Genomic DNA, 26668 nt, shown 5'->3' on the forward strand with positions numbered 1-26668 from the left:
ATTTCCGCCTTGCCGGGGCAGGGGGCGTCGGGTCCAATGGTGGCCCGACCTCCCCCGACGGAAAACGCGCGCATCATGAAGGCCACGGTATTCTTCGACATGGACGGCACGCTGATCGACTCAGCCGTCGGCATCACCCGCTGCGTCGAGTACGCACTGGTGAAGATGGGCCTGCCGGTGCCGCCGCAGTCGGAGCTGCGGCGCTGGATCGGCCCGGCCTTGCGCACCAGCTTTGGTCCGCTGCTGGACGATCCGCAGGACGTCGAGCAGGCGGTACTGCACTACCGCGACCGTTTCGAGAGCCACGGCTGGGCCGAGCACGAGGTCTATGCCGGCATCGGCGAGACCATCGAGGCGCTGCATGCGGCCGGGCATCGCCTGGCGGTGGTCACCGCCAAGAACGAGCCGCACGCACGCAAGATCGCCGCGCACCTGCCGTTCGGGCACCTTTTCGACGACATCGTCGGTGCGACCCTGGACGGCCGCATCAGCCACAAGGACCAGCTGATCGCCGAAGCGCTGCGGCGCTTCGACGTTGCCGCCGACGAGTGCTGGATGATCGGCGACCGGCGCATGGATATCGAAGGCGCGCGTCACCACGGCATGCGAAATGTCGGCGTGCTGTGGGGCTTTGGTGGCGAGGCGGAATTGCGCGAGGCGGGGGCGCTGCACCTGGCGGCCGCGCCGAGTGAGTTGCGAGGGCTGGTGGCAGCCTGAGCGGCTTCGCCGCTTCCCCTCTGCCGGCCTGTCCGTCTCCCACAAGGGGAGAGGGAGCAATCGCAATCCGGGCGTTGCCCTCTCCCCTTGTGGGAGAGGGACAGGCGCGCAAAGCGCCAGGGAGAGGGGGTGGTCTGCTTTTGGTGGGGTGATTCCAGACCACTTCCGCACATCCCCCGCGGTATGGACGACCCGCATCGCGGATTGCATGCGTATTCAATTCGAATGACCGCACAGCTGTGCTAGCGTCGCCTGAATCAACGGATTCGCTCTCGAGCGAATCCGCACCGACAAATCCGCACCAGGCGAAGCAGCATTCGATGACGACCACCCAGCGCCGCACCAAGATCCTCGCCACCCTCGGCCCGGCCACTGATCCGCCGGGCGTCCTCGACGCACTGCTCACTGCCGGCGTCGATGTAGTCCGACTCAATTTCTCGCACGGCGATCCGTCCTCGCAGGTCGCCCGCGCCGAAGCCGTGCGCGAAGCGGCCAAGCGTGTCGGCGTGGAAGTCGGCATCCTCGCCGACCTGCCGGGTCCGAAGATCCGCATCGAGCGCTTCGCCGAAGGCAAGGTCCTGCTCAAGGCCGGCGACCGCTTCGACCTGGTCGCCAGCGCCGATGCCCCTGCGGGCAACCTGCGCGAGGTCGGCGTGAGCTACCTCGGCCTGCCCGACGACGTGCGCCCGGGCGACGTGCTGCTGCTCGACGATGGCCTGCTGCAGCTGCGCGTGGGTGCGATCGAGGGCGCGCGCATCATCACCACCGTCCTCAACGACGGCGCGCTGTCGGACCGCAAGGGCCTCAACAAGCAGGGCGGCGGCCTGTCGCTGGGCGCGCTGACCGAGCGCGACAAGGAACTGATCCTGGTCGCGGCCGAACTGGGCGCCGACTTCATCGCGGTGTCGTTCTGCCGCAACGCCGAGGACATGAACGAGGCGCGCCGCATCGCCCGCGCTGCCGGCTGCGACGCCGCGCTGGTGTCGAAGATCGAGCGCGCCGAGGCGATCGAGAATCTTTCCGAGATCGTCGACGCCAGCGACGTGGTCATGGTCGCCCGCGGCGACCTGGGCGTGGAGATCGGCGATGCCGAACTGCCAGGCCTGCAGAAGAAGATCATCCGCGAGGCGCTCGAGCGTAACCGCGTGGTGATCACCGCCACGCAGATGCTGCAGTCGATGGTCGACAGCCCGATCCCGACCCGCGCCGAAGTGCTCGACGTCGCCAACGCCGTGATCGACGGCACCGACGCGGTCATGCTGTCGCAGGAATCGGCCGCCGGCCGCTATCCGGTGAAGGCGGTCGAGGCGATGGCGCGCATCTGCCTTGGCGCCGAGCGCCAGTTCAACCGCGACACCGATTTCGAGGCCGCTCCGCGCAACCTCGAGCGCGCCGACCAGGCGATCGCGATGGCGGCGATGTTCCTGTCCGAGCACATCGGCGTGCGTGCGATCGTCGCCATGACCGAATCGGGCGGCACGGCGCGCTTCCTGTCGCGCTTCCGCTCGCAGGTGCCGATCTTCGCGATGTCGCGCCATGACGGCGCGCGTCGTCGCATGACGATGATGCGCGATGTCGTCGCCTATGCCTTCGACAGCCGCGGCCTGAGCTCGCGCGATGCCGCGCGCAGCGCGATCAAGGAACTGTACGACCAGGACCGCCTCAGCGTCGGTGATCGCGTCATGTTCACCAGCGGCGACCACATGCAGCAGCACGGCGCGACCAACACGCTGCGCCTGTTGCAGGTCGGTGCGGACGGCACCGCCGAAGGCCTGGGCGAGCTCTAGTCTCGCCTGCCGTAGGAGCGAGCTTGCTCGCGAACATGCGTCTGAGCCGCTGATCGCGAGCAAGCTCGCTCCTACCAATGCTGCACACCGTGCGAAGGCGGCGTGATGGCCGCCGGATCAATCCGGCCGCGTTGGCGCTAGCAATCCCTCCACCAGGGGAATTGCCGTGGCAACCGTCAGACTCGATGGTCCCAGCCGCACGTCGCGCCTGCTGCGTGGCGCCTCGACCATAGCCGCCAGCATCGCGTTGTGCGCGTGCACGACCGTGGGCACGCACACCCACGAGCGATTCGCCATCGATTACGGACCGCCGGTGCAGATGCGCGTGTGCGTGCTGCGCACGGCCGACGTCAGCGAGGATCGCGTCGAGAAGCTCATCGCCGCCGTCAACACGGAATTCGAGCCGTATGGCATCGACGTCGTGGTGCCCTGGGTGCGGCCGTGGACGCGTTCGGGTTTCGCCCATCGCAGCCTGTTCGATGACGTCATCGCGCACGAACTGGAAGCGCCGTGCGATCGTCTGGTCGCCTTCGTCGACCGCAACGCCGGCGACTTCCTGTGGGGCCTGCTGATGCCCGAGGTGCTGGGCAGCGTCGATGATCCCACCCACACGCGCGGCTTCGTCGTGGCGACGCAGGTGTCGCTCAACCAGGTGTTCACGCCGCCGGACAAGGCGACCGTCCACGAGTTCTACCATCTGCTCGGATGCCCGCATTCCGGTGCGCTGACCGACTGCTACACGCAGATCGCGGCACTCAAGCGCGGCATCGATCCGGCCGCTGATTTCCTGCCCGGCGTGGACGAGTACGGCCAGCTGCTGAAGACGCGGGACGCGGCCAACTACACCTTGCGCCAGGCCATCGCCGGGCAGTGACCCGGCGCGGCCTGCAACGGGGCCTGAAACTGGTATTGAAATCCGGGGTGCCGGTCGCGCAAGTCATTGATTCACCGTGGCCGACCCCGGGCGGGAATGCTGCGCTGCCGCTATAATGCCGGGCTTCCCACCGCTCCCGCAGGACGTCTCATGAGCATCGAACAGCTTGCCGAAACCGCCCAGGCCATGGTGGCCCCGGGCAAGGGCATCATCGCCATCGATGAGTCCACCAGCACCATTGCCAAGCGCTTCGCAGGCGTCGGCATCGAGAACACCGAAGAGAATCGCCGCGCTTACCGCGAGCTGCTGCTGGCCACGCCCAAGCTGAACGACTACATCTCCGGCGCGATCCTGTTCGACGAGACCATCCGCCAGTCGACCAAGAGCGGCATTCCGTTCGCCAAGTACATGTCCGACAACGGCATGATCCCGGGCATCAAGGTCGACAAGGGCACCCACGCGCTGGCCGGCTTCCCGGGCGAAGTCGTCACCGAGGGCCTGGACGGTCTGCGTGCGCGCCTGGAGGAGTACTACAAGCTCGGCGCGCGTTTCGCCAAGTGGCGCGCGGTGATCAACATCGGTGACGACATCCCGTCGGGCACCTGCATCGACTCCAACGCCCACGCGCTGGCCCGCTATGCGGCGCTGTGCCAGGAGCAGGGTCTGGTGCCGATGGTCGAGCCGGAAGTGATCATGGACGGTTCGCACGACATCGAGACCTGCTACGAGGTCACCGAGGTCACGCTGCGTTCGCTGTTCGCTTCGCTGTACGAGCACAACGTGATGCTGGAAGGCACCATCCTGAAGGCTTCCATGATCCTGCCGGGCACCACCAGCGGCGAGAAGGCCAGTGTCGAGGACGTGGCCGCGGCGACCCTGCAGTGCCTGAAGTCGACCGTGCCGGCGACCCTGCCGGGCATCGTGTTCCTGTCCGGTGGCCAGGCCGACGAGGACGCCACCGCGCACCTCAACGCCATGAACCAGATGGGCCCGAACCCGTGGCCGCTGTCGTTCTCCTACGGTCGCGCCATGCAGCAGGCAGCCCTGAAGCTGTGGTCGCAGGACCTGATCAACAACTTCGCCAAGGCCCAGCAGACCGTGTACGAGCGCGCTCGTGACAACGGCCTGGCCGCGCTTGGCCAGTGGAAGCAGGCTGCATAAGCGTCGCTTCTTGGAACCAGCAGAAAGGCCGGCCTCGTGCCGGCTTTTTTGTTGGCGGACCGACGTGACTAGTCGGCGATGACCGTGAAGTACGCCGCATCCGGCGTCCCGACGCTGCCGCTGGCGTCGCTGCCGCGGACGAAGACGACATGGCGGCCCGGCGCCAGGCCCTGCGTGTTCACCACCGCGCGGACACTCTCGCGACTGGTGTCCCAGGCGCCGTCGGCGGGCTGCATCGCGATCCTCGTCGCGCCGGCGGTCCACGGACGCTGGTTGAGGTAGGCCGAAGCAGCTCGAATCGCGTGCACCGGTTCGGCTCCGTTGCTCTGGTTGCTGCGGCCGTCGTCGATGGTGGCGGTCACGGTCACCGCCTGGCCAGCGCTGACGCTCGCTGGTGAAACCGTCACGGTCAGCGTGTCGGGCCCGGACGGATAGACGTAGGGCGCGGTCAGGTTGCGTGCGGTATAGCGCAATGCCGCCAGGTTCTTCGGCAGCGTGGTGGACTCGAATGTCGCGCAGCTCTCGAAGAAGGCCACGCCCATCTCGATCGTGTAACTGGGCACGCCGAGCAGGCCGTACATCGTGTCGGTGTTGGTTCCGTCGGCGACATACAGCCCGACCCACTGCTTCGGCGCATAGCCGTTGTGCCAGGCGATGCGACGGCCGAGCGTGCGCAGCGCCGTCGCGTTAGCCGTCGCCGTGGAGGAGTACGCCCACGGCCACAGCACCAGGCGCGAGTAGCTGTGCAGGTCGACGAACAGACCGCGATAGTCCTGCGGTGCCGCGGCCGTGGCGGCATCGCCGCGGCGATCCGGGAAGACACCGCCGCGCCAGGTGCCGTTCGCATCGGCGACACCGGCGATGTAACGAAGCAGATTCTGCGTTTCCGGCTCCGAACCCTGCTGCGGACCGCGGTAGGTGCCCGCGCACGGATTGCCGCTGGAGCCACCGGCGGCACCGTTCCAGCGGAACGGGAAATTGCGGTTGAGGTCGATGCCGTAATTGCTGGCCGTGCACGAACCGTTGCTGGTGTTGACGTTCTTCCGCCACGAGGCGCCGGCCTCGGCACGCTTGCGCCCGTCCGGATTGCCTTGCAAGGCGAAATGGAAGCGATAGGTGTCCAGCAGCCAGGTCGCCTCGGCGTTGTTGCCATATCCGTCGACCAGCCATTGCGCGAAGCGGGTCAGCACCTCCGCCGGCGTGTACTCGCGGGCATGGATGGAGCCCAGCAGCACCATGCTCGGCTTGTTGGCGATGCTGGCGTCGGTGGCGCTGTTGCCGAGCACCAGCACCTTCATCGGGTAACCCGCCGCCGGATCGCGACTGCGCAGCCAGCTCGGGCCGATGTCCACGACCCGCGCAAGATCCGGCCGGTCTCGCGCCATCTGCTGCATCGTGTCGTAGGTTTCCTCGACGGTGCGGTAGCAGGCGAACCCGGGGATCGCCTCGGTGCGTACCTGGCGGGATTGCAGCAGGGCTTCATCCACTTTGCGCATGCGTGCGGTTGCGACTTCGTCGACGCGCGCATCGACACCGGCCCTGCGCAGCGCAAGGTACTCGTCGTAGGTCGCCTCGAACGCGGCGGTACGGGCGCGCTCGTCGACGCTCACGTGCTGGAAGCGGGCTGCCAGGTACTGCAGCTGGGCGCGGTTCTCGTACTGGACGCTGACGAACAGCAGCGGGTCATCGCCGCCGACCGCGCCCGCGCCACTCGCGGCGGCCGACCATAACAACAGTGCAGCAAGTCCCGGGCGCATCAACCAGCTCCGATGGCGGACGTCCGGATCGTGCGCCGGTCCGGTGCAAATGCGGCTGAAGCCCACGCACGCGGTCATTTTACGGAGCGTTAACACGAGGCCTTAACACGCGGTGGGTTACCTATGACGGCGGCGTTAATCCGTCCTTTCCTGACCGGATCTGAGTTGGATCAAGGAAGCCGACGGAGCGGGGCGTCATCCTCGCTGTGAACGGAATGGATCTTCGTGATGGAGCCAGCCATGGGCCAGCCAGACCACGCGGTCATCAAGCGGCGCGAACGCATCGCCTTCCTGCTGTTGACCGCGGTCGTGTTCCCGCTGCTGACGGTGATGATCGTCGCCGGCTACGGTTTCCTGGTCTGGATCTGGCAGATGTTCGCCGGCCCGCCGACGGGCCACTGACATGTCCGCCGTGCCGGACCGCTCGCGTCGCGCGCTGCTGCTGGGCCGGAGCCAGGCTCGCGCGCCGCTGCGCCCGCCGTGGGCGCTGGCCGAAGCCGACTTCGTCGACGCCTGCACCGGCTGCGGCGCCTGCGTCGAACGCTGCCCCGAGCAGGTGCTCGTGCGCGGTGCCGCCGGCTACGCGGTGTTCGACCCGCGCCTGGGTGAGTGCACTTTCTGCGGCGATTGCGCCGACGCGTGCGAGCCGCGCGCGCTCGATCGCGCCGCTGTCGACGTTCCCTGGCGCACGCTCGCCAGTGCCGGCGATGCCTGCCTGCCGCGCCATGGCGTGGTCTGTTCGAGCTGTCGCGATGCCTGCCCGGAGCGGGCGATCGCGTTCCCCCTTTCGACGTCCGTACCGACGCCCGTCATCGACCCCGCGCGCTGCAATGGCTGTGGTGCCTGCGTGAGCGTGTGCCCGGTCGACGCACTGACACTGATGCAGCAGGAGCAGGCATGAGCAGCGACACCAGCGCCAACGAAGTCCACATCGCCAGCTTCGTCGTCCAGCACCGGGGCGAGGCGGCCGCTGCACTCGCGACCTGGATCGCCGCCAGCGACGACATGGAACTGGCGCGCAGCGAAGGCACGCGCAGCATCGTGTTGTGCGAATGCGCCGACCAGTACGGACTGCTCGATCGCATCGAAGCCCTGCGCGCCGTCCCGGGCGTCCTCAACGTGCTGCTGGTCTACCACCACGCCGAACCGGGCGATGCGCTCGACGCGCCCATGCCCACACTTACCGTCACCGGAGTCGCGCCATGACCACCCGTCGCGAGTTCATCCGCAATACCGCGGTCACCACCGCCGCGGCCGCCGCCGGCATGTCACTGCCGGGCGGCGCCGCCAACATCGTCACCGAAGGCGACCTGACCGCGTTGAAGTGGGACAAGGCGCCGTGCCGGTTCTGCGGCACCGGCTGCGGCGTCAATGTCGCCGTCAAGAGCGGCCGGGTGGTCGCCACGCACGGCGATGTCCATGCCGAGGTCAACCGCGGCATCAACTGCATCAAGGGCTACTTCCTGTCGAAGATCATGTACGGCAGCGACCGCCTGACCAAGCCGCTGCTGCGCAAGACCAACGGTGTCTATGCGAAGGAAGGCGATTTCGTCGAGGTCGAGTGGGACGAGGCCTTCGACGTCATGGCGGCGCAGTTCAAGCGCGTGCTCAAGAACAAGGGCGGTGATGGAATTGGCATGTTCGGTTCGGGCCAGTGGACGATCTTCGAAGGCTACGCCGCCAACAAGCTGATGAAGGCCGGCTTCCGCAGCAACCACATCGATCCCAACGCGCGCCATTGCATGGCATCGGCGGTGATGGGCTTCATGCGCACCTTCGGCATGGATGAGCCGATGGGCTGCTACGACGACTTCGAGCACGCCGACGCGTTCGTGCTGTGGGGCTCGAACATGGCCGAGATGCACCCGATCCTGTGGACGCGGGTGACAGACCGCCGCCTGACCAACCCCAACGTCAAGGTCGCCGTGCTGTCCACGTTCGAGCATCGCAGCTTCGAGCTGGCCGACATCCCGATCGTGTTCAAGCCGCAGACCGACCTGGTCATCCTCAACTACATCGCCAACCACATCATCAAGAGCGGCAAGGTCAACAAGGACTTCGTCGACAAGCACACAAGCTTCAAGCAGGGCAACGACGACATCGGCTATGGCCTGCGCCCCGAGCACCCGCTGGAGGTCAAGGCGAAGAACGCCAAGGATGCCAACGGCGGCAAGGTCATCGACTTCGACCAGTTCGCCGCGTTCGTGGCGCCGTACACGCTCGAGAAGACGGTCGAGATGACCGGCGTGGAAGCGGGCTGGCTGCAGAAACTGGCCGAGCTCTACGCCGACCCGAAGATCAAGGTCACCTCGTTCTGGACGATGGGCTTCAACCAGCACACGCGTGGCGTTTGGGCCAACAACATGGTCTACAACCTGCACCTGCTGACCGGCAAGATCGCCACGCCCGGCAACAGCCCGTTCTCGCTGACGGGGCAGCCGTCGGCCTGCGGCACCGCGCGCGAAGTCGGCACTTTCAGCCATCGCCTGCCGGCCGACATGGTGGTGACCAATCCCGAACACCGCAAGCACGCCGAAGAGATCTGGAAGATCCCGCACGGCATCATCAAGGAAAAGCCCGGCTACCACGCCGTCGAACAGAACCGCGCGCTCAAGGACGGCAAGCTCAACGCCTACTGGGTGCAGGTCAACAACAACATGCAGGCCGCGGCCAACCTGCGCGAAGAGGGCTGGCCGGGCTACCGCAATCCGGACAACTTCATCGTCGTCTCCGATGCCTATCCCACCGTGACCGCGCAGGCCGCCGACCTGGTGTTGCCGGCGGCGATGTGGGTGGAGAAGGAAGGCGCCTACGGCAACGCCGAGCGCCGCACCCAGTTCTGGCACCAGCTGGTCAATGCGCCGGCCCAGGCACGCTCGGACCTGTGGCAGTTGATGGAGTTCTCCAAGCGCTTCACCACCGACGAATGCTGGCCTGCGGAAATCCTCGCCGCCAACCCGGCCTTCAAGGGCAAGACCCTGTACGACGTGCTGTACCGCAATGGCAACGTCGACAAGTACCCGCTGGAGGACATCGAGAAGGGCTACGCCAACGACGAGTCCACGCACTTTGGCTACTACGTGCAGAAGGGATTGTTCGAGGAGTACGCGGCCTTTGGGCGTGGCCATGGCCATGACCTGGCTCCGTTCGACGACTACCACCGCACGCGCGGCCTGCGCTGGCCGGTGGTCAATGGCAAGGAGACGCGCTGGCGCTACCGCGAAGGCGCCGATCCCTACGTCAAGGCCGGCACCGGCTACCAGTTCTATGGAAACAAGGACAACCGCGCGGTGATCTGGGCGCTGCCCTACGAGCCGCCCGCCGAATCGCCGGACAAGGAATACGACATGTGGCTGGTGACCGGGCGCGTGCTCGAGCACTGGCATTCCGGCTCGATGACGATGCGCGTGCCGGAGCTGTACCGCAGCTTCCCGACCGCGGTGATCTTCATGAATCCAGACGATGCCAGGGCGCGCGGTTTGAAGCGCGGTGACGACGTGCGCGTGATTTCTCGCCGCGGCGAGATGCGCACCCGGGTGGAGACGCGCGGCCGCAACCGCATGCCGCCGGGCGTGGTGTTCGTGCCGTGGTTCGATGCCGGGCAGCTGATCAACAAGGTCACGCTCGATGCCACCGATCCGATCTCCAAGCAGACCGACTTCAAGAAGTGCGCGGTCAAGGTACTGGGCGCCTAGGAGGGCATCGCCATGCGCAACAAGCCTTTGTGGATTGCCGCCGGCATGACCGTCGGGTTGATGGCGCTGATCTTCTTCGCCGGCTGGCTGTTCGGGCGGATGGTCGGCAAGCACGAGCGCGCGTCGGAGGCGCGCGTCGCGGCGACCGCGCCGGCGGTGCCCGCGGAGTCCGCGATCGGTCGCACCGGTGCGCGCCAGCTCGATGCGCTGCGCCGTGGCGTACCGGTCGCCCAGGAAGCGGCGCCGCTGCCGATGGCGAGGGTGGAGAACGTCGACCGCAAGCGCGAGCGCGCCTACCCGATGCAACCACCGACCATCCCGCATGCCATCGACGGCTACCAGGTCGACAAGAACAGCAACCGCTGCATGCTCTGTCATGCACGCGCCAACGCCGAGAAGTTCCAGGCGCCGCCGGTCAGCGTGACCCACTACATGGATCGCGACGACCAGTTCCTGGCATCGATTTCCTCGCGCCGGTACTTCTGCAACCAGTGCCACGTGGTGCAGACCGACGCGCCGGTGCTGGTGGCCAACAACTTCGAGGACATCGACAAGGTCCTGGCGGCGGCTGAAGCGAAGGGGACTCCGTGATGTTCCGGCGCTGGTGGGAGCAACTCAAACCGTACCTGCGCACGTTGCGCTCGCCCAGCGTGCATTACAGCCTGGGTTTCCTGGTGGCCGCGGGGTTCATCGCCGGCATCCTGTTCTGGGGCGGGTTCAATACCGCGCTGGAGGCGACCAACACCGAAAAGTTCTGCACCGGTTGCCACGAGATGCACGACAACGTGTTCCAGGAACTCAAGTCGACGATCCACTACAGCAACCGCTCCGGCGTGCGCGCGACCTGCCCGGACTGCCATGTTCCGCATCAGTGGACCGACAAGATCGCGCGCAAGATGCAGGCATCGAAGGAAGTGTGGGGAAAGCTCTTTGGCACCATCAACACGCGCGAGAAGTTCCTCGACCACCGCCTGGAGCTGGCGATGCACGAGTGGTCGCGGTTGAAGGCCAACGATTCGCTGGAGTGCCGCAACTGCCACGACTACGACTCGATGGACCTGACCCGCCAGGGGTCGCGCGCATCGCAGATCCACAAGCGCTGGCTGGGCACGGGCGAGAAGACCTGCATCGATTGCCACAAGGGCGTGGCGCATCGCCTGCCGGACATGGCGGGCGTGCCGCAGGGCTGAGACCGCAGGAGCGAGCTTGCTCGCGAAGCCCCATGCGTTTGAACCGCTGCAAGCTTCGCGAGCAAGCTCGCTCCTACAGTAGGGAGCGGTAGCGTTGTGCCATCTCGGCACCGAAGCAGGCGAAGGTCACCGCGATCGGCTGCCTGTGCGCGACCTGCCAGGCATCCACTGTCGCCACCGCCAACGGCACCGCCTGTTCCGGAGGATAGCCGTAGACGCCGCAGCTGATGGCAGGGAAGGTGATCGACTCGACACCGTGCTGCAACGCCAGCTCCAGGCTGTTGCGATAACACGCTGCGAGCAACGCGGGCTCGCCGGCATCGCCGCCGTGCCAGATCGGGCCAACGGTGTGGATCACATGGCGCGCGGGCAGGCGATGGCCGCCGGTGATGCGCGCCTCGCCGGTCGGGCAGCGAACACCGGGGCGCACCTGCGGCAGCTTGCGGCACTCCTCGAGCAGGCCGGGGCCGGCGCCGCGATGGATCGCACCGTCGACGCCGCCGCCACCTAGCAGCGATTCATTGGCGGCATTGACGATCGCATCGACCGCCAGGATCGTGATGTCGCCTTCGAACACGTGCATGGTCATTGCAATCTCCGGGTCGTCCGTCGTCCCCGCCAATAACTCGTCATCCCCGCGAAGGCGGGGACCCAGCGACTTGAACGCCCGGCAAGTCACTGGGTTCCCGCCTTCGCGGGAATGACGGGGACAGGGCGACCGGTGATGTGTGGCCCGTGCGTCGCTACAACCCCGCCAGCCACTCGTCGTCCGAGCCCTCGTTGACACCCTCGAACAGGAACGTGCTCAGGTAACGCTCGCCGGTGTCGGGCAGCATCGCCAGGATCACCGAGCCCTTGTCGGCATTGCGCGCCACTTCCAGCGCCGCCGCCGCGGTGGCGCCGGCGGAGATGCCGACGAAGATGCCTTCCTCACTTGCCAGCCGCCGCGCGGTATCACGCGCGAGCACGTCGTCGATCGGCAGGATCGCGTCGGCGACGTCGCGGTTGAGCACCGCAGGAACGAAGTCGGGAGTCCAGCCCTGGATCTTGTGCGGCTGCCATTCCTTGCCCGACAGCAGCGCAGCGCCGGCCGGTTCGCAGGTGGTCACGCGCACTTCCGGGCGAGCGACCTTGAGCACCTCGCCCACGCCGGTGAGCGTGCCGCCCGTGCCCCAGCCGGTGACGAAATGATCGAGCCGGCGTCCGGCGAAATCGCGCAGGATCTCGGCCGCGGTGGTCTGGCGGTGGTAGGCCGGGTTGGCCTCGTTCTCGAACTGGCGCGCGAGGAACCAACCGTGCTTCTTCGCCAGCTCCTCGGCGCGGCGCACCATGCCGCTGCCGCGTTCGGCGGCCGGGGTCAGGATGACCTTGGCGCCGAAGGCGCGCATCAGCTTGCGGCGCTCCATCGAGAATGTTTCCGACATGGTCGCGACGAACTTGTAGCCGCGCGCGGCGCAGACCATGGCCAGCGCCACGCCGGTGTTGCCCGAGGTCGCCTCCACCACCGTGTCGCCCGGTTTGAGCTGGCCGCGCGCTTCGGCGTCCAGGATGATCGCCAGCGCCAGACGGTCCTTCACGGAGCCACCGGGATTGAAGGCTTCCACCTTGGCGTAGACGGTGACGTGGTCGGGAGCGAGGCGGTGCAGGCGCACTACGGGTGTGCGGCCAATCGTGTCGAGGATGCTGTCGTGGATCATTTCTTTCGACTCCAGGCTGGGGTGGGAAGTCGTGCGGGCCGTCGCGTGGCGAGGGCCAGGCGCCGCGGGAGGGCGCCGGCAGCGTGATCGCCGCCGCAGATTGCCACAGTCCGGGCCCGCCGGGAGCCCCGGGGCGGGACCTGAGAGCCCCGTCTCGCCGGGCGCAGGCCGGGCGGCGCCGGCTGTGCACAGTGAGCTGTCAACCAATGGCCTACGCGGGCGTTAACCCCGGACAGCTAGAATCCAATGGTTTGGGCACGCCGCTGCCCCACGTTCAGAGAGACGCATGCGACTTACCCCGGGATTCCAAGCCAGCTGCCTGCTGGTTTTCGCCTTCGCGCTGGCCGCGTGCGGCAGCAATGACGCCAAGCAGCGCGACGGCGGCGGCGATCGTCCGATCCCGGTGACCACCCAGCAGGTGACGATGCAGCCCTGGAGCGACACCGTGATGGCGCTGGGCAACGTCAAGGCACGCGAGTCGATCACGGTCAGCGCCAAGGTCAGCGAGACGGTGGAGCAGGTGCATTTCAACAGCGGCGATGTAGTGATTGCCGGCGCGCCGCTGATCACCCTGACCGGCCGCCAGCAGCAGGCCGCCCTGGCCCAGGCCGAAGCAGCGGCAAATGAATCCGAGCAGCTGTTCCAGCGCCAGACCGAGCTGGCCGGGCAGCAGTTGATCGCACGCTCCACGCTCGACACCCAGCGCGCCGCGCGCGACGTCGCCCGCGCCCGCGTCGCGCAGATGCGCGCCGACATCGGCGACCGCGTGATCCGCGCGCCATTCAGCGGCGTACTGGGCATTCGCCAGGTCAGCCCGGGCGCGCTGGTCACGCCGGGCACGCCGATCGCCACGCTCGACGACACCGCGCGCGTCTATGTCGACTTCCCGGTGCAGGAAGCGATGCTGGCCAGCCTCGCCGTCGGCCAGCAGGTCAGCGGTACCAGCACGGCCTATCCGGGCCGCCGCTTCGAAGGCGTGGTCAGCACGATCGATGCGCGCGTCGACGAAGCCACCCGCGCGATCACTGTACGCGGCGACTTCGCCAACGATGGTCGCGAACTGCGCCCGGGCATGCTGCTGCAGGTGACCCTGGTGCGGCCGGAGCGGCAGGCGCTGCTGGTGCCGGAAATCTCGATCGTGCAGGTCGGCACCGACAGCTTCGTCTACCGGGTCAAGCCCGATTCCTCGGTCGAGCGCGCCGACGTCAAGGTCGGCAGCCGCCGCGACGGCAAGGCCGAAGTGACGCAGGGACTCAAGGTCGGCGACCGCATCGTCGTCGACGGCACCGGCAAGCTGCGCGTGGGCAGCCGAATCACTGACCTGAAGGCCGACCAGAAAGCAGGCGCCCATGTCGATGGCAGCACCGCGACGGCCAACCGGGGCTGAGCCATGAACCTGTCCGATCTGTCGATCCGCCGCCCCGTGTTCGCCACGGTGATGAGCCTGCTGCTCATCGTGCTCGGCGTGATGGCGTTCTCGCGCCTGACCCTGCGCGAACTGCCCGCCATCGATCCGCCGATCGTGTCAGTGGACGTTAACTACCCCGGCGCCTCGGCGGCGGTGGTCGAAACCCGCATCACCCAGATCCTCGAGGACGCGCTGGCCGGCATCGAGGGCATCGAGACGATCGAGTCGCGCAGCATCAACGGCCGCGCATCGATCAGCATCGAGTTCACCCTGTCGCGCGAGATCGAAGCGGCGGCCAACGACGTGCGCGATGCGGTCAGCCGCGTCAGCAACCGCATGCCCGAGGAAGCCGACCCGCCGCAGATCGAGAAGGTCGAGGCCGACGCCGATCCGATCCTCTGGCTCAACATGAGCTCGACCAGGCTGGACACGCTGCAGCTGTCCGACTACGCAGAGCGCTACGTGGTCGATCGGCTCTCGTCCGTCGACGGCGTCGCCCAGGTCCGCATCGGCGGCCAGCAGCGCTACGCGATGCGCGTGTGGATCGACCGTGACGCGCTGGCCGCGCGCGGCATCACCGTCAACGACGTCGAGAACGCGCTGGAAGCCGAGAACGTCGAGCTTCCCGCCGGTCGCATCGAGTCCAACGCCCGCGACTTCACCCTGCGCGTGGCGCGCAGCTACCAGAAGCCCGAAGACTTCGCCCAGATCCCGCTGGCCAAGGGCACCGACGGCTACGTCGTGCGCCTGGGCGACGTGGCCAGGATCGAGCTGGCCTCGGCCGAGCGCCGCGCCTACTACCGCAGCAACGGCGAGCCGAATATCGGCCTGGGCATCGTCAAGACCTCCACCGCCAACAGCCTCGATGTCGCCCGCGCCGTCCGCGCCGAGGCGGAGCAGGTGCAGAAGACGCTTCCGCAGGGCACCAAGATCTTCGTCGCCTTCGACACCACGGTGTTCATCGAATCGGCGGTCGAGCGCGTCTACCACACGCTGGTCGAGGCGATCGTGCTGGTGCTGCTGGTGATCTGGCTGTTCCTGGGCAGTTTCCGCGCCGCGCTCATCCCGGCCGTGACCGTGCCGGTGTGCCTGATCGCCGCGTTCATTCCGCTGTACCTGTTCGGCTTCTCGATCAACCTGCTGACGCTGCTGGCGCTGGTGCTGTGCATCGGCCTGGTGGTCGACGACGCGATCGTGGTGCTGGAGAACATCCAGCGCCGCATCGACCTGGGCGAGCCGCGCCTGGTCGCGGCCAAGCGCGGCACCAAGCAGGTTGCCTTCGCGGTGATCGCCACGACCGCGGTGCTGGTCGCGGTGTTCCTGCCGGTCGGCTTCATGGAGGGCAACACCGGTCGCCTGTTCCGCGAGCTGTCGGTGGCACTGGCCGGCGCGGTGGCGCTGTCGGCCTTCGTCGCGCTGACGCTGACCCCGATGATGTCGTCCAAGCTGGTGCGTGCGCACAGCGAGGAGAAATCCAACCCGATCAACCGCTGGGTCAATGCGCGTTTGGACGGCATCGGCAAGCGCTATCGCCGCTTCCTCGATGGCAGCGTCGACCGCCCGTGGATCTTTGCCGGCATCATGCTCGCGGCGATCGCGGTGAGCGTGGTGCTGTTCAAGGTGGTGCCGTCGGAACTGGCACCGCCCGAGGACCGCGGCTCGTTCCAGATCAGCATCCTCGGCCCGGAAGGCGCCGGTTTCGACTACACGGTCGGGCAGGTGCAGCAGGTCGAGAAGATCGTCGCCGCGCACACCGGCAACGATGGCGTGATCCAGCGCTACAACCCGCGCGTGCCCGGCGGCTTCGGCGCCAGTGAAGAGATGCACACCGGCCGCATCGCTGTGTTCCTGAAGGACTGGAAGGAACGCGACATCAGCACCGCCGACGTCGCCAAGCAGCTGCAGGGCGAACTGGCCGGCCTGCCTGGCGTGCGCGCGATGCCGCAGGTCAGCGGTGGCCTGGTGCGCGGTCGCGGCCAGCCGATCAACATCGTCCTCGGCGGCCCCGAGTACGCCGAGCTGGCGCAGTGGCGCGACAAGCTGCTGGCGAAGATGGAGCAGAACCCGGGCTTCTTCTCGACCGACTCCGACTACAAGGAAACGCGTCCGCAGATGCGCGTGGAGATCGACCGCCAGCGCGCAGCCGATCTTGGCGTGCCGGTGACCGACATCGGTCATGCCCTGGAAACGATGATGGGCAGCCGCCGCGTCACCACCTTCGTGCAGAACGGCGAGGAGTACGACGTCATCGTCCAGTCCGACCGCGAACTGCGCGCCTCGCCGGCCGACCTGGAAGCGATCCAGGTGCGTGCGCGCGACGGTGCGTTGATCCCGCTGTCGAACCTGGTGACGCTGCGCGAGCTGGCCGAGCCGGGCAGCCTCAACCGCTTCAACCGCCTGCGCGCGATCACGATCAGTGCTGGCCTGACGCCGGGCTATCGCATGGGCGAAGCCATGCAGTGGCTGGAGAAGACGGTGCAGGAAGAACTGCCCGACCATGCCCAGATCGACTGGAAGGGCGAATCGCGCGAGTACCTCAAGGCCGGCGGCGCAGTGCTGCTGACCTTCACCCTGGCGCTGCTGATCGTGTACCTGGTGCTGGCAGCGCAGTTCGAAAGCTTCATCCACCCGTTCGTGATCATGCTGACGGTGCCGCTGGGCGTGCTTGGCGCGCTGATCGGCCTGGCATTGACCGGTGGCACGCTCAATCTGTTCAGTCAGATCGGCATCGTCATGCTGGTGGGCCTGGCGGCGAAGAACGGCATCCTGATCGTCGAGTTCGCCAACCAGTTGCGCGATGAAGGCCGCAGCATCCACCAGGCGATCGTCGAAGCGTCGGCGGTCCGCCTGCGTCCGATCCTGATGACGTCCATTGCAACGGTGGTCGGTGCGGTGCCGCTGGTGCTTGCCGGCGGCCCGGGCTCGGCGAGCCGCGCGACGATCGGCATCGTGGTGATCTTCGGCGTGTCGTTCTCGACCCTGCTGTCGTTGTTCGTGGTGCCGGCGTTCTATGTGTTGCTGGCCAAGTACACGAAGTCGCCCGAGGCAGTTTCGCAGGAGCTGGAGAAGCTGGAAGCGGAAACCCCGTCGGTGGGCGGTCACGCCTGACACAACGTCATCCCGGCGAACGCCGGGATCCAGTCTGACGTTGCCGTTTGCTCATCGGCCCTGCATTCAGGCCGGGCCGATCAGAGCTTGGCGTTCTTTGGACTCCCAGGCGCCGGCTCGATACCCCAGTCCAGGTACCACTGCTCGCCCTGCGTCTCGACCGGATGCATGGTGCGCCCCGAGCCGTTGCCGCAAGCCAGCGAATCAGTCGCGCAATAGCGATCGCAGCCCCAGCAGATCCGCTCGGGATGCTTGGGATTCAATGGAAAGTTCTTCGCCATGTACGCGATGCTTCAGTTGACGCTTGCGATCAATCTAGTCGACGCAACCTCGACGTGCCTTGACCTGGATCAGGTCTTGGCGAAACCCGACCGACCGACCGGTTGCCTGGCTGAATGTCACGCCGGCGCTCAGATCAGTCCTATGTACGTGTGCCGTTGCTTCTGGGACCTTCACATCCACAACCGGTTCGCTGACGCAACCCGGAAACCAATCGGTGGATTTGACTCCAATGTGCAAGAAGCAAACTCAGGTCCTGAACGCCGCGTTGCTCCGCTGTGTCGCGGTCGGCTGACGCGACGTCATGCTCAAGCAATCGTTTGGCAAGGCGGCGGCGGTGTTGCTGGCTGTATGGGCGTTGGCGGGGTGTGGTGACGAAGGGCGCGCATCGACGCAAGCGGCAGTCCCGACGGCGGAGCCGGTGCCGTTGGCAAGCACTCCGGGCAGTTCCGATGCGCCGGGTGGAAGGATGGTCTACAACCCCAGGACCGATGAAATGCTGTTCGTCTTCGACGAACTCGGTACGGCATTGACGATCCCCCACCTCTGGCAGGAAGGCGACGTCAGCATCGAGAAACTGGTCATGGCGGGCGATGGCAATCCCGAGCGCGCATATGGCGCACGGTTCCACCCTGTGCACGAGAAGCCGCAGTCGCATTACCACGTGGCCCTGATCCGCGTGTACGACGAGGCGCGCTGGATGTCGTTGCGTGATGTCGACCACGCGGGCGAGATCGAACTGGGCCACATGGACGGCAAGGTCTATTCCTATGCGATCGTCCAGGCCAATCCGTTGCCTGACGGGACGGCGGAATCGAAACGCTTCGACCAGCTGGTGATCCCTGCCAAGGACGCTCCCGGACAGCTGGCCATCAGGAAGGCGTCGTAGCGTTGCCTTGAGGCAATTCGGATGGATTCGGCCGTATGAGGTCGATAGTTTTCGCAATGTTCGCAGGTCGCCATTCCGGCACCTGCGACGAACAAAAAAGCGCAGCAGCGCACCTCAACGGAGCAGAAAACAATGGCCGTATCCAACACAGTGGTCCAGGTCCCGTGAACAATCCAGGCCCGTCAATGTTCGAGAACATCATTGAACAAGCAACCGATCTGATCGGAGACAGGAAGAAAGCGTCGCAGTTGGTGGGCATGCTGGTGGCGCTCATCTTCAACGAGAAGCGTGGCGGTGCGGGCGGTTTCGTCCAGGCATTCCGCAACGCCAACCTGGGCCACCTGGTGACTTCCTGGCTGGGCAACAACATCAAGATTCCCATCAGCAGCAACCAGCTCGAATCCGTACTGGGTCCGGCATTGCTCGGCTCCATGGCTTCGCGCCTGGCGTTGACGCAGACCACTACGATGGAAGCGACGGCGAAGGTCCTGCCCGAGGTGGTTGGCGCGCTCGGTCACCACGGCCATATGCCCACAGGCTCGGTCGTACCGGAACCGCTGCGCGGCCTGGTGGATGGCATCGGCGATTTCGTCGGCACCCTGGGGCAGTGGGGCTGGGGCGGAGTCGCGGCAGGCACGGCGGCGGTGGCTGGCGGGATCCGCGTGGTCGACCGGACCGTGCTGAACCCTGCGCCGGCGCCTCGCAAACGGTCCAGTGGCCTGCTGTTCTGGCTGCTCCTGCTGGGCGCGTTTCTCGGCGCGCTGCTGCTGTACCTCGGTTACTCGCAGCAGCCGTCGCCCAGCGCAGCAGTGGAAACGCGTGCACCGGCGCCTGCCGCCGCGGTCGAACAGGTCAAACCTCGCTTCGCGATCGAGAACCTGGACGGCAAGGTCGCAGTCAACGGCCAGTTGGCCAGCGAGTCGGAGAAGTTGCGCTTGATGGACGCGCTGCGGGCCACCTTCGGCGCCGACAACGTCAGCGGCGACATGACGGTGGACACGACCACGGCGCCGGCCCGCTGGATGGACAAGCTGATCGCACTGCTGCCGGAGCTCAAGCGCAGCGGCGTCAAGCTCGGGTTCGAAGGTGACAGGCTGCAGCTGGACACTTCGGCGCTGCCGGAAGACCAGCGGTTCGCGTTGTCGCAGAAGCTGCGTGCCGATTTCGCCGGCCTGCAGATCTCCGGACTGTGGGACAAGGCGATGGCGGCGTTGTCGATGCTCAAGGGAGGCTTCACCTCCGACGACCTGGTGAAGGCCCTGAACCTGTCGACGATCTATTTCGAGACCGGCTCGAGCGCGATCACCGGCGACAGCATGGAAACGCTGGTCAAGGCCGCCGATGCGATCAAGGCCGCACCCGCGGGGACGCGCATCGAGATCGGTGGTCACACCGACAACTCGGGCGACGCCAACATGAACATGGCCGTTTCCCTACAACGTGCGCAGGCCGTGCAGGCCAAGCTGGTCGAATTGGGCGTGGCCGCCGGCACGCTCGAGGCGCGCGGATTCGGCCAGGAAAAGCCGATCGCCGACAACGCCACCGAGGAAGGTCGCGCGCAGAACCGGCGCATTGAGTTCTCGGCGTTGAAGAACTGAGGGTTGCCAAGAGCAACGTCCCTGGGTTCCCGCCTTCGCGGGAATGACGGATTGAAGACGAAGACGGGGCAATGAAATGCCGCTGCGTCGTTCGACGGGCCGGGGATTGATCCGCAGTGGGCCATGGATGGCCCACGCCCCGCATCAGACAGGATGTCTGACTAAGGGGCGGAGCAATCCCCGGCCCGGCGGACGACGCCGTTCCGAAGGCTCACAACCGACCCACGACGCCGAACACGCAACAGCGCACAAGTGATGGTTCGCGACCGCCGCAACCGTTACCCTTGCGGCATGTCCGCACCTCCCCACCGGCACGATTTTCGCGACGTGCGCCTGGCCGGTGACAGCTTCGTGCTGCGGCCATGGCGCCACGACGACCTCGAAAGCCTGCTGGCGCATGCCGACGACCCCTCCATCGTCCGCGGTCTCAGCGATCGCTTCCCGCACCCGTACACGCGCGAGGACGGCGAGCGTTTCCTGGCCGGCGACGTGGTCGACCTGGACGACCCCGTCTTCGCCATCGAAGTCGACGGCCACGCCTGCGGCGGCATCGGCGCCGTGCCCGGCCAGGCCGACCGGCGGCACTCCGCGCAGATGGGCTACTGGCTCGGCCAGGCCCTGTGGGGTCGCGGGATCATGACGCGCGCCGTGGCACTGTACGCACCATGGCTGATGCGCGAACTGGAGCTGTATCGCCTGCAGGCGACCGTGCTCGACAGCAACCCCGCGTCGGCGCGCGTGCTGCAGAAGAACGGATTCGAAGAAGAGGGCGCACAACGTTGCGCCGTAGTGAAGTTCGGCGTGGTGCATGACCTGCGCGTGTTCGCGAAGGTGAGCCCGCCAATGAGAAGGAACCAGACAGATGCGACATGATCCGCCGGGCAAGCCGCCGCGTGGTCCGCGGCAACCTCCCACCGGCCAGCCCGGCACTGGAGGGCCCAGCACAGGACCATGGGGTCGCCCGCCGCGCGATCGCGGCGACGCCCCTCCGGAACGCGAGGCGCGACCGCCACGGGCTCCTTACGCGCCGCGCCCCGCCGAACCTTCGCACGAAGGCGATCACGAGCTGGGTCCATCGGCACGCGAGCGTCGCAACGTCGAGCTGCGCCTGTACGGCCTTAACGCCGTGCGCGCCGTCTTCGCCAAGCGACCGCAGGCGATCCGCAAGCTGTACCTGGCCGAGGCGCGCATCCCGGCACTGCAGCCGATCCTGAAATGGTGCGTTGCCAACCGCGTCGGCTACCGCGTCGTCGACGAGGAAGACCTGCACAAGCTCGCCGCCAGCACCCACCACGAAGGCGTCGTCGCCGACGTCCTGCGCGAGGAACCGCTGGGACTGTCGAACTGGCTGCGTGACCTGCCGGCCGGTCCGCAATGCGCGATCTGGCTCGACGGCGTCGGCAACCCGCACAACTTCGGCGCGATCCTGCGCTCGGCCGCGCATTTCGGCGTCGGCGCGATCCTGTTGCCGAAGCATTCGACCCTGTCACTGTCGGGCGCCGCGGCGCGCGTCGCCGAAGGTGGCGCCGAGGTCGTGCCGATGGTGCGCCTGGGCCGCACCGACAACACCATCGCGCAATTGCGCAGCACCGGCTTCACCCTGGCCGCCACGGTGGTGCAGGGCGGCAGCGACCTGTTCTCGGCACCGCTGCCGCAGCGAGTGATCTACGTGCTCGGCGCGGAAGGCGAGGGCATGGATCGCGAGCTGGCCGCGGCCTGTGACCTGCGCCTGTCGATTCCCGGAACGGGCGCGGTCGAGAGCCTCAATGTCGGGGCCGCCGCGGCAGTTCTGCTGGCGAGTTGGCGCGCGCGCAGCTGACACGCGCCGTACCATTGCAACCCTCGCGGCGCTGATCGTATCCCTTGGCCCAAGGCCGGCGGCGTTCCGCTGGCCTTTCCAAGGAGAGTTCATGATCAAGCGATCGTTTGCACTGGTGGCCCTGATGGCCGCATGCCTGTTCGCGCAGGCGCAGGAATGTCCCGACCGTTCGTCCTACGAACCGTCGCGGGAAATCATCGCCGACATGCAGCACATCGTCGCGCCGAGCGGTGTGCAGGAGTCCTACAAGACCCGCATCGGCGGCGTCGAACAGTGGCTCAACGTGCGCGGCCAGGACCGCGACAACCCGATGATCCTGTTCGTCCACGGCGGTCCGGCGGCGCCGATCACGCCGACCACCTGGCAGTTCCAGCGGCCGATGGAGGAGTACTTCACGGTCGTCAACTGGGATCAGCGCGGTGCCGGCAAGACCTACAACGAGACCACGCCGCCGGAGTCGATCGGCGACAGCATCCACATCCCGCGCTACGTCGACGACGCGATCGAGGTCGCCGAGTACCTGCGCAAGCGTTACCACAAGGACAAGCTGATCCTGGTCGGGCACAGCTGGGGCACGATCGTCGGCATGGGCGCCGCGCTCAAGCGCCCGGACCTGTTTTACGCCTACGTCGGCATCGGCCAGGTCATCAACACGCGCGACAACGAGCGCATCAGCTACGACTATGGTGTCGAGCAGGCGAAGGCGCACAAGAACGAAGAGGCGATGCGTGAACTGGCGTCCATCGCGCCGTACCCGGGCAACACGCCGATCACCCGCGACCGCATCATCCTCGCGCGCAAGTGGCCGCAGTTCTACGGTGGCCTGACCGCGTTCCGCGAAGACTCCAACTACTACTACCGCGGTCCGCGCCTGTCGCCCGACTACAACGACATGGACCGCTGCGCGATCAACCTGGGCAGCGTCTTCAGCCTCGGCCGGTTGCTGCCGGAATTCCTCGAGGTCGACTTCAAGGGCGTGCGTTCGTTCCCGATCCCGGTGGTGATGTTCATGGGGCGCCACGACTACACCACGCCGTCGCAACCGACCGAAGCCTGGTTGCGTCAGCTCAAGGCGCCGTACAAGCAGGGCGTCTGGTTCGAGCGTTCCGCCCACATGATGCCGTGGGAAGAACCGGGCAAGACCCTGGCCAGCCTGCTGCAGTACGTGCGGCCGCTGGCCACCGGCGAGGCGCCGCCGCGCTGACGACGGCGGGGCGTCAGGGTGCCTGCGGCGTGGCGCGCCGCGCCGCGAGCACCTTGCCGATGAACTGGTCCAGCGCATCGCCGCGGTCGATCCAGCGCACCACGATCAGCAGGTCGTTGTCGCGATCGATGTAGACGATGTTCTGGCCGTTGCCGCGGAAGGTGACGCTGCTGGCCGGTGCCGACGGCAGCGCTTTGCGGCCGGTGTTGAGGAACCAGTTGCAGTAGCCGTAGTCGTCCTTGTCCGCGCCCGGCATGCGCGCCTTGGCGATCCACTGCGGCGAGATGATCTGCCGGTCCTGCCAGCGGCCGTCGCGCAGGAACAGGTAACCGAAGCGGGCCAGGTCCCAGCTGTCGATGAACATGCCGCCGCCCCAGTGGCCGCCGCCGGAAACCGACTGCATCTGCTGGCCGTCGAGTTCGATCCATGAATTGCGGTAGCCGTGCCAGCGCCAGCGGCTGCTGGCTCCGATCGGGTCCATGACGCGCTCGCGCAGTACCTGCGGCAGCGGCTGGCGCCACACCTGCAGCGCTGCCAGCGCGAGCACGTTCACCCGCACGTCGTTGTACATGTAATGGCTGCCCGGCGCGTGGCGCGCGCGCTGCGGCCATTGCTCCTGCGGACCGGACGGCCGGTCTGCCCAGTCCGGCTTGCCCCACAGCGTGCCCTCCCAGTCGCTGGTCTGGCGCAGCAGGTGCTCCCAGGTGATCGGCGCGTTGTGTTCCGACGCGAACAGGTCGATGTCGCGCGGCATGTATCCGGCAACGCGATCGTTGGTATCGCCAATCCGTCCGTCCTGCCAGGCCAGCCCGACCACGGTGCTTAGGAAGGTCTTGGTGACGCTGTGGCTCATATCGAGACTTCGCGTGTCGCCGAACTCGGCGATCACGCGCCCGCGATGGACGATCAGGCCATTGATGCCGGCGCGTTCCGCGGTTGGTCCGATCAGGCCGCCGAAGTACGGTTCCTTGCTGCCGAAACTCTGCGCCAGCGATGTCGCCTGGTCGCGCGGCTCCGGTGCCTCGTGTGCCTGGGCGAAGGCGATGGCCTGCTGCAGGCGCTGCGGATCGAAGCCGGCCTGGGCCGGGGTCATCCGCTGCCAGTCGCCGCGGGGCGGGAAGTAAGGTGATGCGCCGTAGCTTGATGCGCTCTCGCCTGCAGCGGCGACAAACGACACCAGCAGCAACAACAGGCCCAGTGCGCGCAGGGGAAGAAGCGGGGAGGAGTCGGGCTTGGCGGGCATGGGTTGTCGAGTGGCGCAGGCGGTCGCCGGAGGATAGCGGACGCACGCGGCCCCAGGCCCGGCCATCGGTCACGCCGACTTAACTTTTCGGGTGCAATCGTCCGCTGACACTGGAGCGCCCCGGCAACCGGAGCGACGCAGGTGCGGAGGGGACAACATGAAACTCAAGCGCGTGGCAGGCTTCGGCGCTGTCGTCGTGGTGCTTGCGATGCTGGCGTTCCTGGTCGCCTGGTGGCGTTCGGACAACACCTGCAGTGATCCGGTGACGATGCCGGTGCATCCGATGAAGGCGGTCACCTATTGCGACTACGGCACCGCCGATACGCTGCGCTATGGCGAAGTCGAGAAGCCGACTCCGGCCGACGATGAGGTACTGGTGCGCGTGCGCAATGCAGCGGTCAACCCGCTCGACTGGCACTACATGCGCGGGACGCCTTATCTGATGCGCATGGGCACAGGCCTGCGCCGGCCGGAAGTGATCCGGTTGGGTGTCGACTATTCCGGCACGGTCGAAGCAGTGGGAAAGGGCGTCACCCGCTTCAAACCCGGCGACGACGTATTCGGTGGCCGTACCGGCGCCTTCGCCCAGTACGTCGTGGTCAAGCAGGACCGCGCGATCGTCGCCAAGCCCGCCAACCTCGGCTTCGAACAGGCGGCCGGCGTGCCGATCGCCGCGATCACCGCACTGCAGGGCCTTCGTGATGGCGGCAAGCTGAAGGCCGGTCAGAGCGTGCTGATCAATGGCGCCTCGGGCGGCGTCGGCACGTTTGCCGTGCAGATCGCAAAGACGATGGGTGCCAACGTCACCGGCGTATGCAGCACGCGCAATGTCGCGCTGGTGCAATCGCTCGGTGCCGACCGGGTGATCGACTACAAGACCAGCGATTACACCCAGGGCACGCAGAAGTACGACGTGATCCTCGACAACGTCGGCAACCGTTCCCTTGCCGAGAACCGGCGCGTGCTCAAGCCCGATGGCCACTACGTGCTGATTGGCGGCGGCGGGCCCGACGACGGTCGCTGGATCGGACCGATGATCAATCCGATCGGCGCCGCGGTGGCGTCGTGGTTCGTGCCGCAGAAGATGGGCATGGTGCTGGCCGAGCTCAACCAGAAGGACCTGACCGTTCTCGCCGACCTGATGGCGTCGGGCAAGGTCACGCCGGTCATCGATCGCACGTATCCGCTGGCGGAACTGCCCGACGCGATCCGCTATCTCGAAACCGGTCGCGCCCGCGGCAAGGTGATCATCATGGTGCCGTGATCGTCGCGCGCTGCGTCGACGCTGCCGTTGCCAGCGCGTCGGTGGCCTCCACCAACGCATCGACGATCGCAGGATCCGCAGCGCTGTGCCCGGCCAGCACGATCCGCAGCCGCGCCTGCGGCCACGCTGCGGCGAGGTCGCAGGCCGCACGCACCGGGCAGATGATGTCGTAGCGACCGTGCACGATGGTGGCCGGAATATGGCGGATGCGGTCGACGTCGCGCAGCAGCTGGTCGTGTTCGAGGAACATGCCGTGGCGGAAGTAGTGCGCCTCGGCACGGGCCACGGCCAGGGCCACCTGCGGATCGGCGAAATTGCCCGGTTCGTCCGGGTCGTGCAGCAGCGTCGTGCTGCCGCCTTCCCAATGCCCCCACGCATGTGCCGCGGCCAGGCGCGTGGCTTCGTCCTCGCTGTCGAGGCGACGCCAGTAGGCCTCGATCATGTCGCCTCGCTCTTGTTCCGGAATGTGCGCCAGGTAATGCGCCCAGCGCTCGGGAAAGATCTGCGAAGCGCCGCCGTCGAGTTCGTTGAACCAGCGCAGCTCGTACGAACGACCCAGGAAGATACCGCGCAAAATGAGGTCGGTGACGCGCTCGGGATGCGACTGCGCATAGGCCAGCGCCAGCGTCGATCCCCAGGAGCCGCCGAACACGGCCCAGCGCTCGATGCCCAGGTGCTCGCGGATGGTTTCGATGTCGGCCACCAGGTGCCAGGTGGTGTTGCCGCGCAGCTCCGCGTGTGGCGTCGACTTGCCCGCGCCGCGCTGGTCGAACAGCACGATCCTGTACCTGGCCGGATCGAAGAAGCGGCGATGGTAGGGCGAGACGCCCGCGCCGGGGCCGCCGTGCAGGAACACCACCGGAATGCCGTCGCGATTGCCGCACTCTTCGACGTGCAGCTCGTGGATCGGGTCCACGGCAAGACGGAAGCTGCGGTAGGGCTCGATCTCCGGATACAGGTCGCGCACGGTCGGGGTCC

24 protein-coding genes are annotated in these 26668 nt (G+C 66.9%); 18 read left to right on the forward strand and 6 right to left on the reverse strand.

The features are described 5' to 3' along the window. Nucleotides 1-75: 75 nt before the first annotated feature. The 4 genes from AC3A3Q_RS12900 to AC3A3Q_RS12915 all read left to right on the forward strand — a co-directional run bounded on the left by AC3A3Q_RS12900 (nucleotide 76) and on the right by AC3A3Q_RS12915 (nucleotide 4539). Complete coding sequence (locus AC3A3Q_RS12900; RefSeq protein ID WP_487586625.1) at nucleotides 76-717, forward strand: HAD hydrolase-like protein; 642 nt, start codon at nucleotides 76-78, stop codon at nucleotides 715-717. A 320-nt stretch (nucleotides 718-1037) separates the two neighbouring features. Further along, a complete protein-coding gene (gene pyk / locus AC3A3Q_RS12905; RefSeq protein ID WP_487586626.1) occupies nucleotides 1038-2504 on the forward strand; it encodes a pyruvate kinase in 1467 nt (488 codons plus the stop codon). Nucleotides 2505-2670: 166 nt separating this feature from the next. Next, nucleotides 2671-3378 carry a hypothetical protein gene (locus AC3A3Q_RS12910; RefSeq protein WP_487586627.1) on the forward strand — a complete coding sequence of 236 codons (708 nt, stop codon included), beginning with the start codon at nucleotides 2671-2673 and terminating at the stop codon, nucleotides 3376-3378. Between the two features lie 150 nt (nucleotides 3379-3528). Beyond that, nucleotides 3529-4539 carry a class I fructose-bisphosphate aldolase gene (locus AC3A3Q_RS12915; RefSeq protein WP_487586628.1) on the forward strand — a complete coding sequence of 337 codons (1011 nt, stop codon included), beginning with the start codon at nucleotides 3529-3531 and terminating at the stop codon, nucleotides 4537-4539. 68 nt (nucleotides 4540-4607) lie between these two features. Here AC3A3Q_RS12915 and AC3A3Q_RS12920 read toward each other — a convergent pair whose 3' ends face one another. Next, on the reverse strand, nucleotides 4608-6296 hold the full coding sequence (locus AC3A3Q_RS12920; protein WP_487586629.1) for a M14 family zinc carboxypeptidase: 1689 nt from the start codon (nucleotides 6294-6296) through the stop codon (nucleotides 4608-4610). 240 nt (nucleotides 6297-6536) lie between these two features. On the opposite strand from AC3A3Q_RS12920, the gene napE reads away from it, so the two are divergent. The 6 genes from napE to AC3A3Q_RS12950 are packed head-to-tail and all read left to right on the forward strand — an operon-like array spanning nucleotide 6537 to nucleotide 11181. Further along, the gene (gene napE / locus AC3A3Q_RS12925) at nucleotides 6537-6698 is read left to right on the forward strand and encodes a periplasmic nitrate reductase, NapE protein (protein WP_487583340.1); all 162 of its coding nucleotides are present in this window, start codon (nucleotides 6537-6539) and stop codon (nucleotides 6696-6698) included. 1 nt (nucleotide 6699) lies between these two features. Next, nucleotides 6700-7197, forward strand: a complete 498-nt coding sequence (gene napF, locus AC3A3Q_RS12930) for a ferredoxin-type protein NapF (protein ID WP_487586630.1) — start codon at nucleotides 6700-6702, stop codon at nucleotides 7195-7197. Then, nucleotides 7194-7502, forward strand: a complete 309-nt coding sequence (locus AC3A3Q_RS12935; RefSeq protein ID WP_487586631.1) for a chaperone NapD — start codon at nucleotides 7194-7196, stop codon at nucleotides 7500-7502. The genes napF and AC3A3Q_RS12935 overlap by 4 nt, the downstream gene beginning before the upstream one ends. Next, entirely contained in the window at nucleotides 7499-9991 is a 2493-nt protein-coding gene (gene napA / locus AC3A3Q_RS12940; RefSeq protein ID WP_487586632.1) for a periplasmic nitrate reductase subunit alpha, read from the forward strand. The genes AC3A3Q_RS12935 and napA overlap by 4 nt, the downstream gene beginning before the upstream one ends. A gap of 12 nt (nucleotides 9992-10003) precedes the next feature. Then, complete coding sequence (locus AC3A3Q_RS12945) at nucleotides 10004-10582, forward strand: nitrate reductase cytochrome c-type subunit (protein WP_487586633.1); 579 nt, start codon at nucleotides 10004-10006, stop codon at nucleotides 10580-10582. Further along, a complete protein-coding gene (locus AC3A3Q_RS12950) occupies nucleotides 10582-11181 on the forward strand; it encodes a NapC/NirT family cytochrome c (protein WP_487586634.1) in 600 nt (199 codons plus the stop codon). The genes AC3A3Q_RS12945 and AC3A3Q_RS12950 overlap by 1 nt, the downstream gene beginning before the upstream one ends. Before the next feature lie 73 nt (nucleotides 11182-11254). On the opposite strand, the gene AC3A3Q_RS12955 is transcribed toward AC3A3Q_RS12950, so the two are convergent. Both AC3A3Q_RS12955 and cysK read right to left on the reverse strand, forming a co-directional pair. Further along, nucleotides 11255-11770: an O-acetyl-ADP-ribose deacetylase gene (locus tag AC3A3Q_RS12955; RefSeq protein WP_487586635.1), complete on the reverse strand. Its 516-nt coding sequence runs from the start codon at nucleotides 11768-11770 to the stop codon at nucleotides 11255-11257. Between the two features lie 154 nt (nucleotides 11771-11924). Further along, the gene (cysK, locus tag AC3A3Q_RS12960) at nucleotides 11925-12878 is read right to left on the reverse strand and encodes a cysteine synthase A (protein ID WP_487586636.1); all 954 of its coding nucleotides are present in this window, start codon (nucleotides 12876-12878) and stop codon (nucleotides 11925-11927) included. Nucleotides 12879-13164: 286 nt separating this feature from the next. Here cysK and AC3A3Q_RS12965 point away from each other — a divergent pair, with 286 nt between their 5' ends. Together AC3A3Q_RS12965 and AC3A3Q_RS12970 are read left to right on the forward strand one after the other, a co-directional pair. Beyond that, a complete protein-coding gene (locus AC3A3Q_RS12965; RefSeq protein ID WP_487586637.1) occupies nucleotides 13165-14265 on the forward strand; it encodes an efflux RND transporter periplasmic adaptor subunit in 1101 nt (366 codons plus the stop codon). 3 nt (nucleotides 14266-14268) lie between these two features. Then, nucleotides 14269-17394, forward strand: a complete 3126-nt coding sequence (locus tag AC3A3Q_RS12970) for an efflux RND transporter permease subunit (protein WP_487586638.1) — start codon at nucleotides 14269-14271, stop codon at nucleotides 17392-17394. A gap of 80 nt (nucleotides 17395-17474) precedes the next feature. On the opposite strand, the gene AC3A3Q_RS12975 is transcribed toward AC3A3Q_RS12970, so the two are convergent. After that, complete coding sequence (locus tag AC3A3Q_RS12975) at nucleotides 17475-17675, reverse strand: DUF3079 domain-containing protein (RefSeq protein WP_487586639.1); 201 nt, start codon at nucleotides 17673-17675, stop codon at nucleotides 17475-17477. 302 nt (nucleotides 17676-17977) lie between these two features. On the opposite strand from AC3A3Q_RS12975, the gene AC3A3Q_RS12980 reads away from it, so the two are divergent. From AC3A3Q_RS12980 to AC3A3Q_RS13000, 5 genes are all read left to right on the forward strand, one after another. Further along, nucleotides 17978-18562: a hypothetical protein gene (locus tag AC3A3Q_RS12980; RefSeq protein WP_487586640.1), complete on the forward strand. Its 585-nt coding sequence runs from the start codon at nucleotides 17978-17980 to the stop codon at nucleotides 18560-18562. A gap of 257 nt (nucleotides 18563-18819) precedes the next feature. Further along, nucleotides 18820-20160, forward strand: a complete 1341-nt coding sequence (locus tag AC3A3Q_RS12985) for an OmpA family protein (protein WP_487586641.1) — start codon at nucleotides 18820-18822, stop codon at nucleotides 20158-20160. 291 nt (nucleotides 20161-20451) lie between these two features. Continuing rightward, entirely contained in the window at nucleotides 20452-21033 is a 582-nt protein-coding gene (locus AC3A3Q_RS12990; protein WP_487586642.1) for a GNAT family N-acetyltransferase, read from the forward strand. Next, nucleotides 21023-21979 carry a TrmH family RNA methyltransferase gene (locus AC3A3Q_RS12995; RefSeq protein WP_487586643.1) on the forward strand — a complete coding sequence of 319 codons (957 nt, stop codon included), beginning with the start codon at nucleotides 21023-21025 and terminating at the stop codon, nucleotides 21977-21979. The genes AC3A3Q_RS12990 and AC3A3Q_RS12995 overlap by 11 nt, the downstream gene beginning before the upstream one ends. 91 nt (nucleotides 21980-22070) lie before the next feature. Continuing rightward, complete coding sequence (locus AC3A3Q_RS13000) at nucleotides 22071-23183, forward strand: alpha/beta fold hydrolase (protein WP_487586644.1); 1113 nt, start codon at nucleotides 22071-22073, stop codon at nucleotides 23181-23183. 13 nt (nucleotides 23184-23196) lie between these two features. Here AC3A3Q_RS13000 and AC3A3Q_RS13005 read toward each other — a convergent pair whose 3' ends face one another. After that, the gene (locus AC3A3Q_RS13005) at nucleotides 23197-24426 is read right to left on the reverse strand and encodes a serine hydrolase domain-containing protein (RefSeq protein WP_487586645.1); all 1230 of its coding nucleotides are present in this window, start codon (nucleotides 24424-24426) and stop codon (nucleotides 23197-23199) included. A gap of 157 nt (nucleotides 24427-24583) precedes the next feature. Here AC3A3Q_RS13005 and AC3A3Q_RS13010 point away from each other — a divergent pair, with 157 nt between their 5' ends. Further along, nucleotides 24584-25690, forward strand: coding sequence for an NAD(P)-dependent alcohol dehydrogenase (locus AC3A3Q_RS13010; RefSeq protein WP_487586646.1), 1107 nt, complete (start codon nucleotides 24584-24586; stop codon nucleotides 25688-25690). On the opposite strand, the gene pip is transcribed toward AC3A3Q_RS13010, so the two are convergent. Beyond that, nucleotides 25677-26657, reverse strand: a complete 981-nt coding sequence (gene pip / locus AC3A3Q_RS13015) for a prolyl aminopeptidase (RefSeq protein WP_487586729.1) — start codon at nucleotides 26655-26657, stop codon at nucleotides 25677-25679. The genes AC3A3Q_RS13010 and pip overlap by 14 nt on opposite strands. Nucleotides 26658-26668: the final 11 nt, after the last annotated feature.

The organism is Lysobacter sp. Soil_C_59 (assembly GCF_057656415.1).

What these genes read in the sequence shown, in the direction of transcription:
- AC3A3Q_RS12900 (WP_487586625.1), top strand. Translation starts at nt 76, where the DNA reads ATGAAGGCCACGGTATTCTTCGACATGGACGGCACGCTGATCGACTCA.
- pyk (WP_487586626.1), top strand. Translation starts at nt 1,038, where the DNA reads ATGACGACCACCCAGCGCCGCACCAAGATCCTCGCCACCCTCGGCCCG.
- AC3A3Q_RS12915 (WP_487586628.1), top strand. Translation starts at nt 3,529, where the DNA reads ATGAGCATCGAACAGCTTGCCGAAACCGCCCAGGCCATGGTGGCCCCG.
- AC3A3Q_RS12920 (WP_487586629.1), bottom strand. Translation starts at nt 6,296, where the DNA reads ATGCGCCCGGGACTTGCTGCACTGTTGTTATGGTCGGCCGCCGCGAGT.
- napE (WP_487583340.1), top strand. Translation starts at nt 6,537, where the DNA reads ATGGGCCAGCCAGACCACGCGGTCATCAAGCGGCGCGAACGCATCGCC.
- napF (WP_487586630.1), top strand. Translation starts at nt 6,700, where the DNA reads ATGTCCGCCGTGCCGGACCGCTCGCGTCGCGCGCTGCTGCTGGGCCGG.
- AC3A3Q_RS12935 (WP_487586631.1), top strand. Translation starts at nt 7,194, where the DNA reads ATGAGCAGCGACACCAGCGCCAACGAAGTCCACATCGCCAGCTTCGTC.
- napA (WP_487586632.1), top strand. Translation starts at nt 7,499, where the DNA reads ATGACCACCCGTCGCGAGTTCATCCGCAATACCGCGGTCACCACCGCC.
- AC3A3Q_RS12945 (WP_487586633.1), top strand. Translation starts at nt 10,004, where the DNA reads ATGCGCAACAAGCCTTTGTGGATTGCCGCCGGCATGACCGTCGGGTTG.
- AC3A3Q_RS12950 (WP_487586634.1), top strand. Translation starts at nt 10,582, where the DNA reads ATGTTCCGGCGCTGGTGGGAGCAACTCAAACCGTACCTGCGCACGTTG.
- AC3A3Q_RS12955 (WP_487586635.1), bottom strand. Translation starts at nt 11,770, where the DNA reads ATGACCATGCACGTGTTCGAAGGCGACATCACGATCCTGGCGGTCGAT.
- cysK (WP_487586636.1), bottom strand. Translation starts at nt 12,878, where the DNA reads ATGATCCACGACAGCATCCTCGACACGATTGGCCGCACACCCGTAGTG.
- AC3A3Q_RS12965 (WP_487586637.1), top strand. Translation starts at nt 13,165, where the DNA reads ATGCGACTTACCCCGGGATTCCAAGCCAGCTGCCTGCTGGTTTTCGCC.
- AC3A3Q_RS12970 (WP_487586638.1), top strand. Translation starts at nt 14,269, where the DNA reads ATGAACCTGTCCGATCTGTCGATCCGCCGCCCCGTGTTCGCCACGGTG.
- AC3A3Q_RS12975 (WP_487586639.1), bottom strand. Translation starts at nt 17,675, where the DNA reads ATGGCGAAGAACTTTCCATTGAATCCCAAGCATCCCGAGCGGATCTGC.
- AC3A3Q_RS12980 (WP_487586640.1), top strand. Translation starts at nt 17,978, where the DNA reads ATGCTCAAGCAATCGTTTGGCAAGGCGGCGGCGGTGTTGCTGGCTGTA.
- AC3A3Q_RS12985 (WP_487586641.1), top strand. Translation starts at nt 18,820, where the DNA reads ATGCTGGTGGCGCTCATCTTCAACGAGAAGCGTGGCGGTGCGGGCGGT.
- AC3A3Q_RS12990 (WP_487586642.1), top strand. Translation starts at nt 20,452, where the DNA reads ATGTCCGCACCTCCCCACCGGCACGATTTTCGCGACGTGCGCCTGGCC.
- AC3A3Q_RS12995 (WP_487586643.1), top strand. Translation starts at nt 21,023, where the DNA reads ATGCGACATGATCCGCCGGGCAAGCCGCCGCGTGGTCCGCGGCAACCT.
- AC3A3Q_RS13000 (WP_487586644.1), top strand. Translation starts at nt 22,071, where the DNA reads ATGATCAAGCGATCGTTTGCACTGGTGGCCCTGATGGCCGCATGCCTG.
- AC3A3Q_RS13005 (WP_487586645.1), bottom strand. Translation starts at nt 24,426, where the DNA reads ATGCCCGCCAAGCCCGACTCCTCCCCGCTTCTTCCCCTGCGCGCACTG.
- AC3A3Q_RS13010 (WP_487586646.1), top strand. Translation starts at nt 24,584, where the DNA reads ATGAAACTCAAGCGCGTGGCAGGCTTCGGCGCTGTCGTCGTGGTGCTT.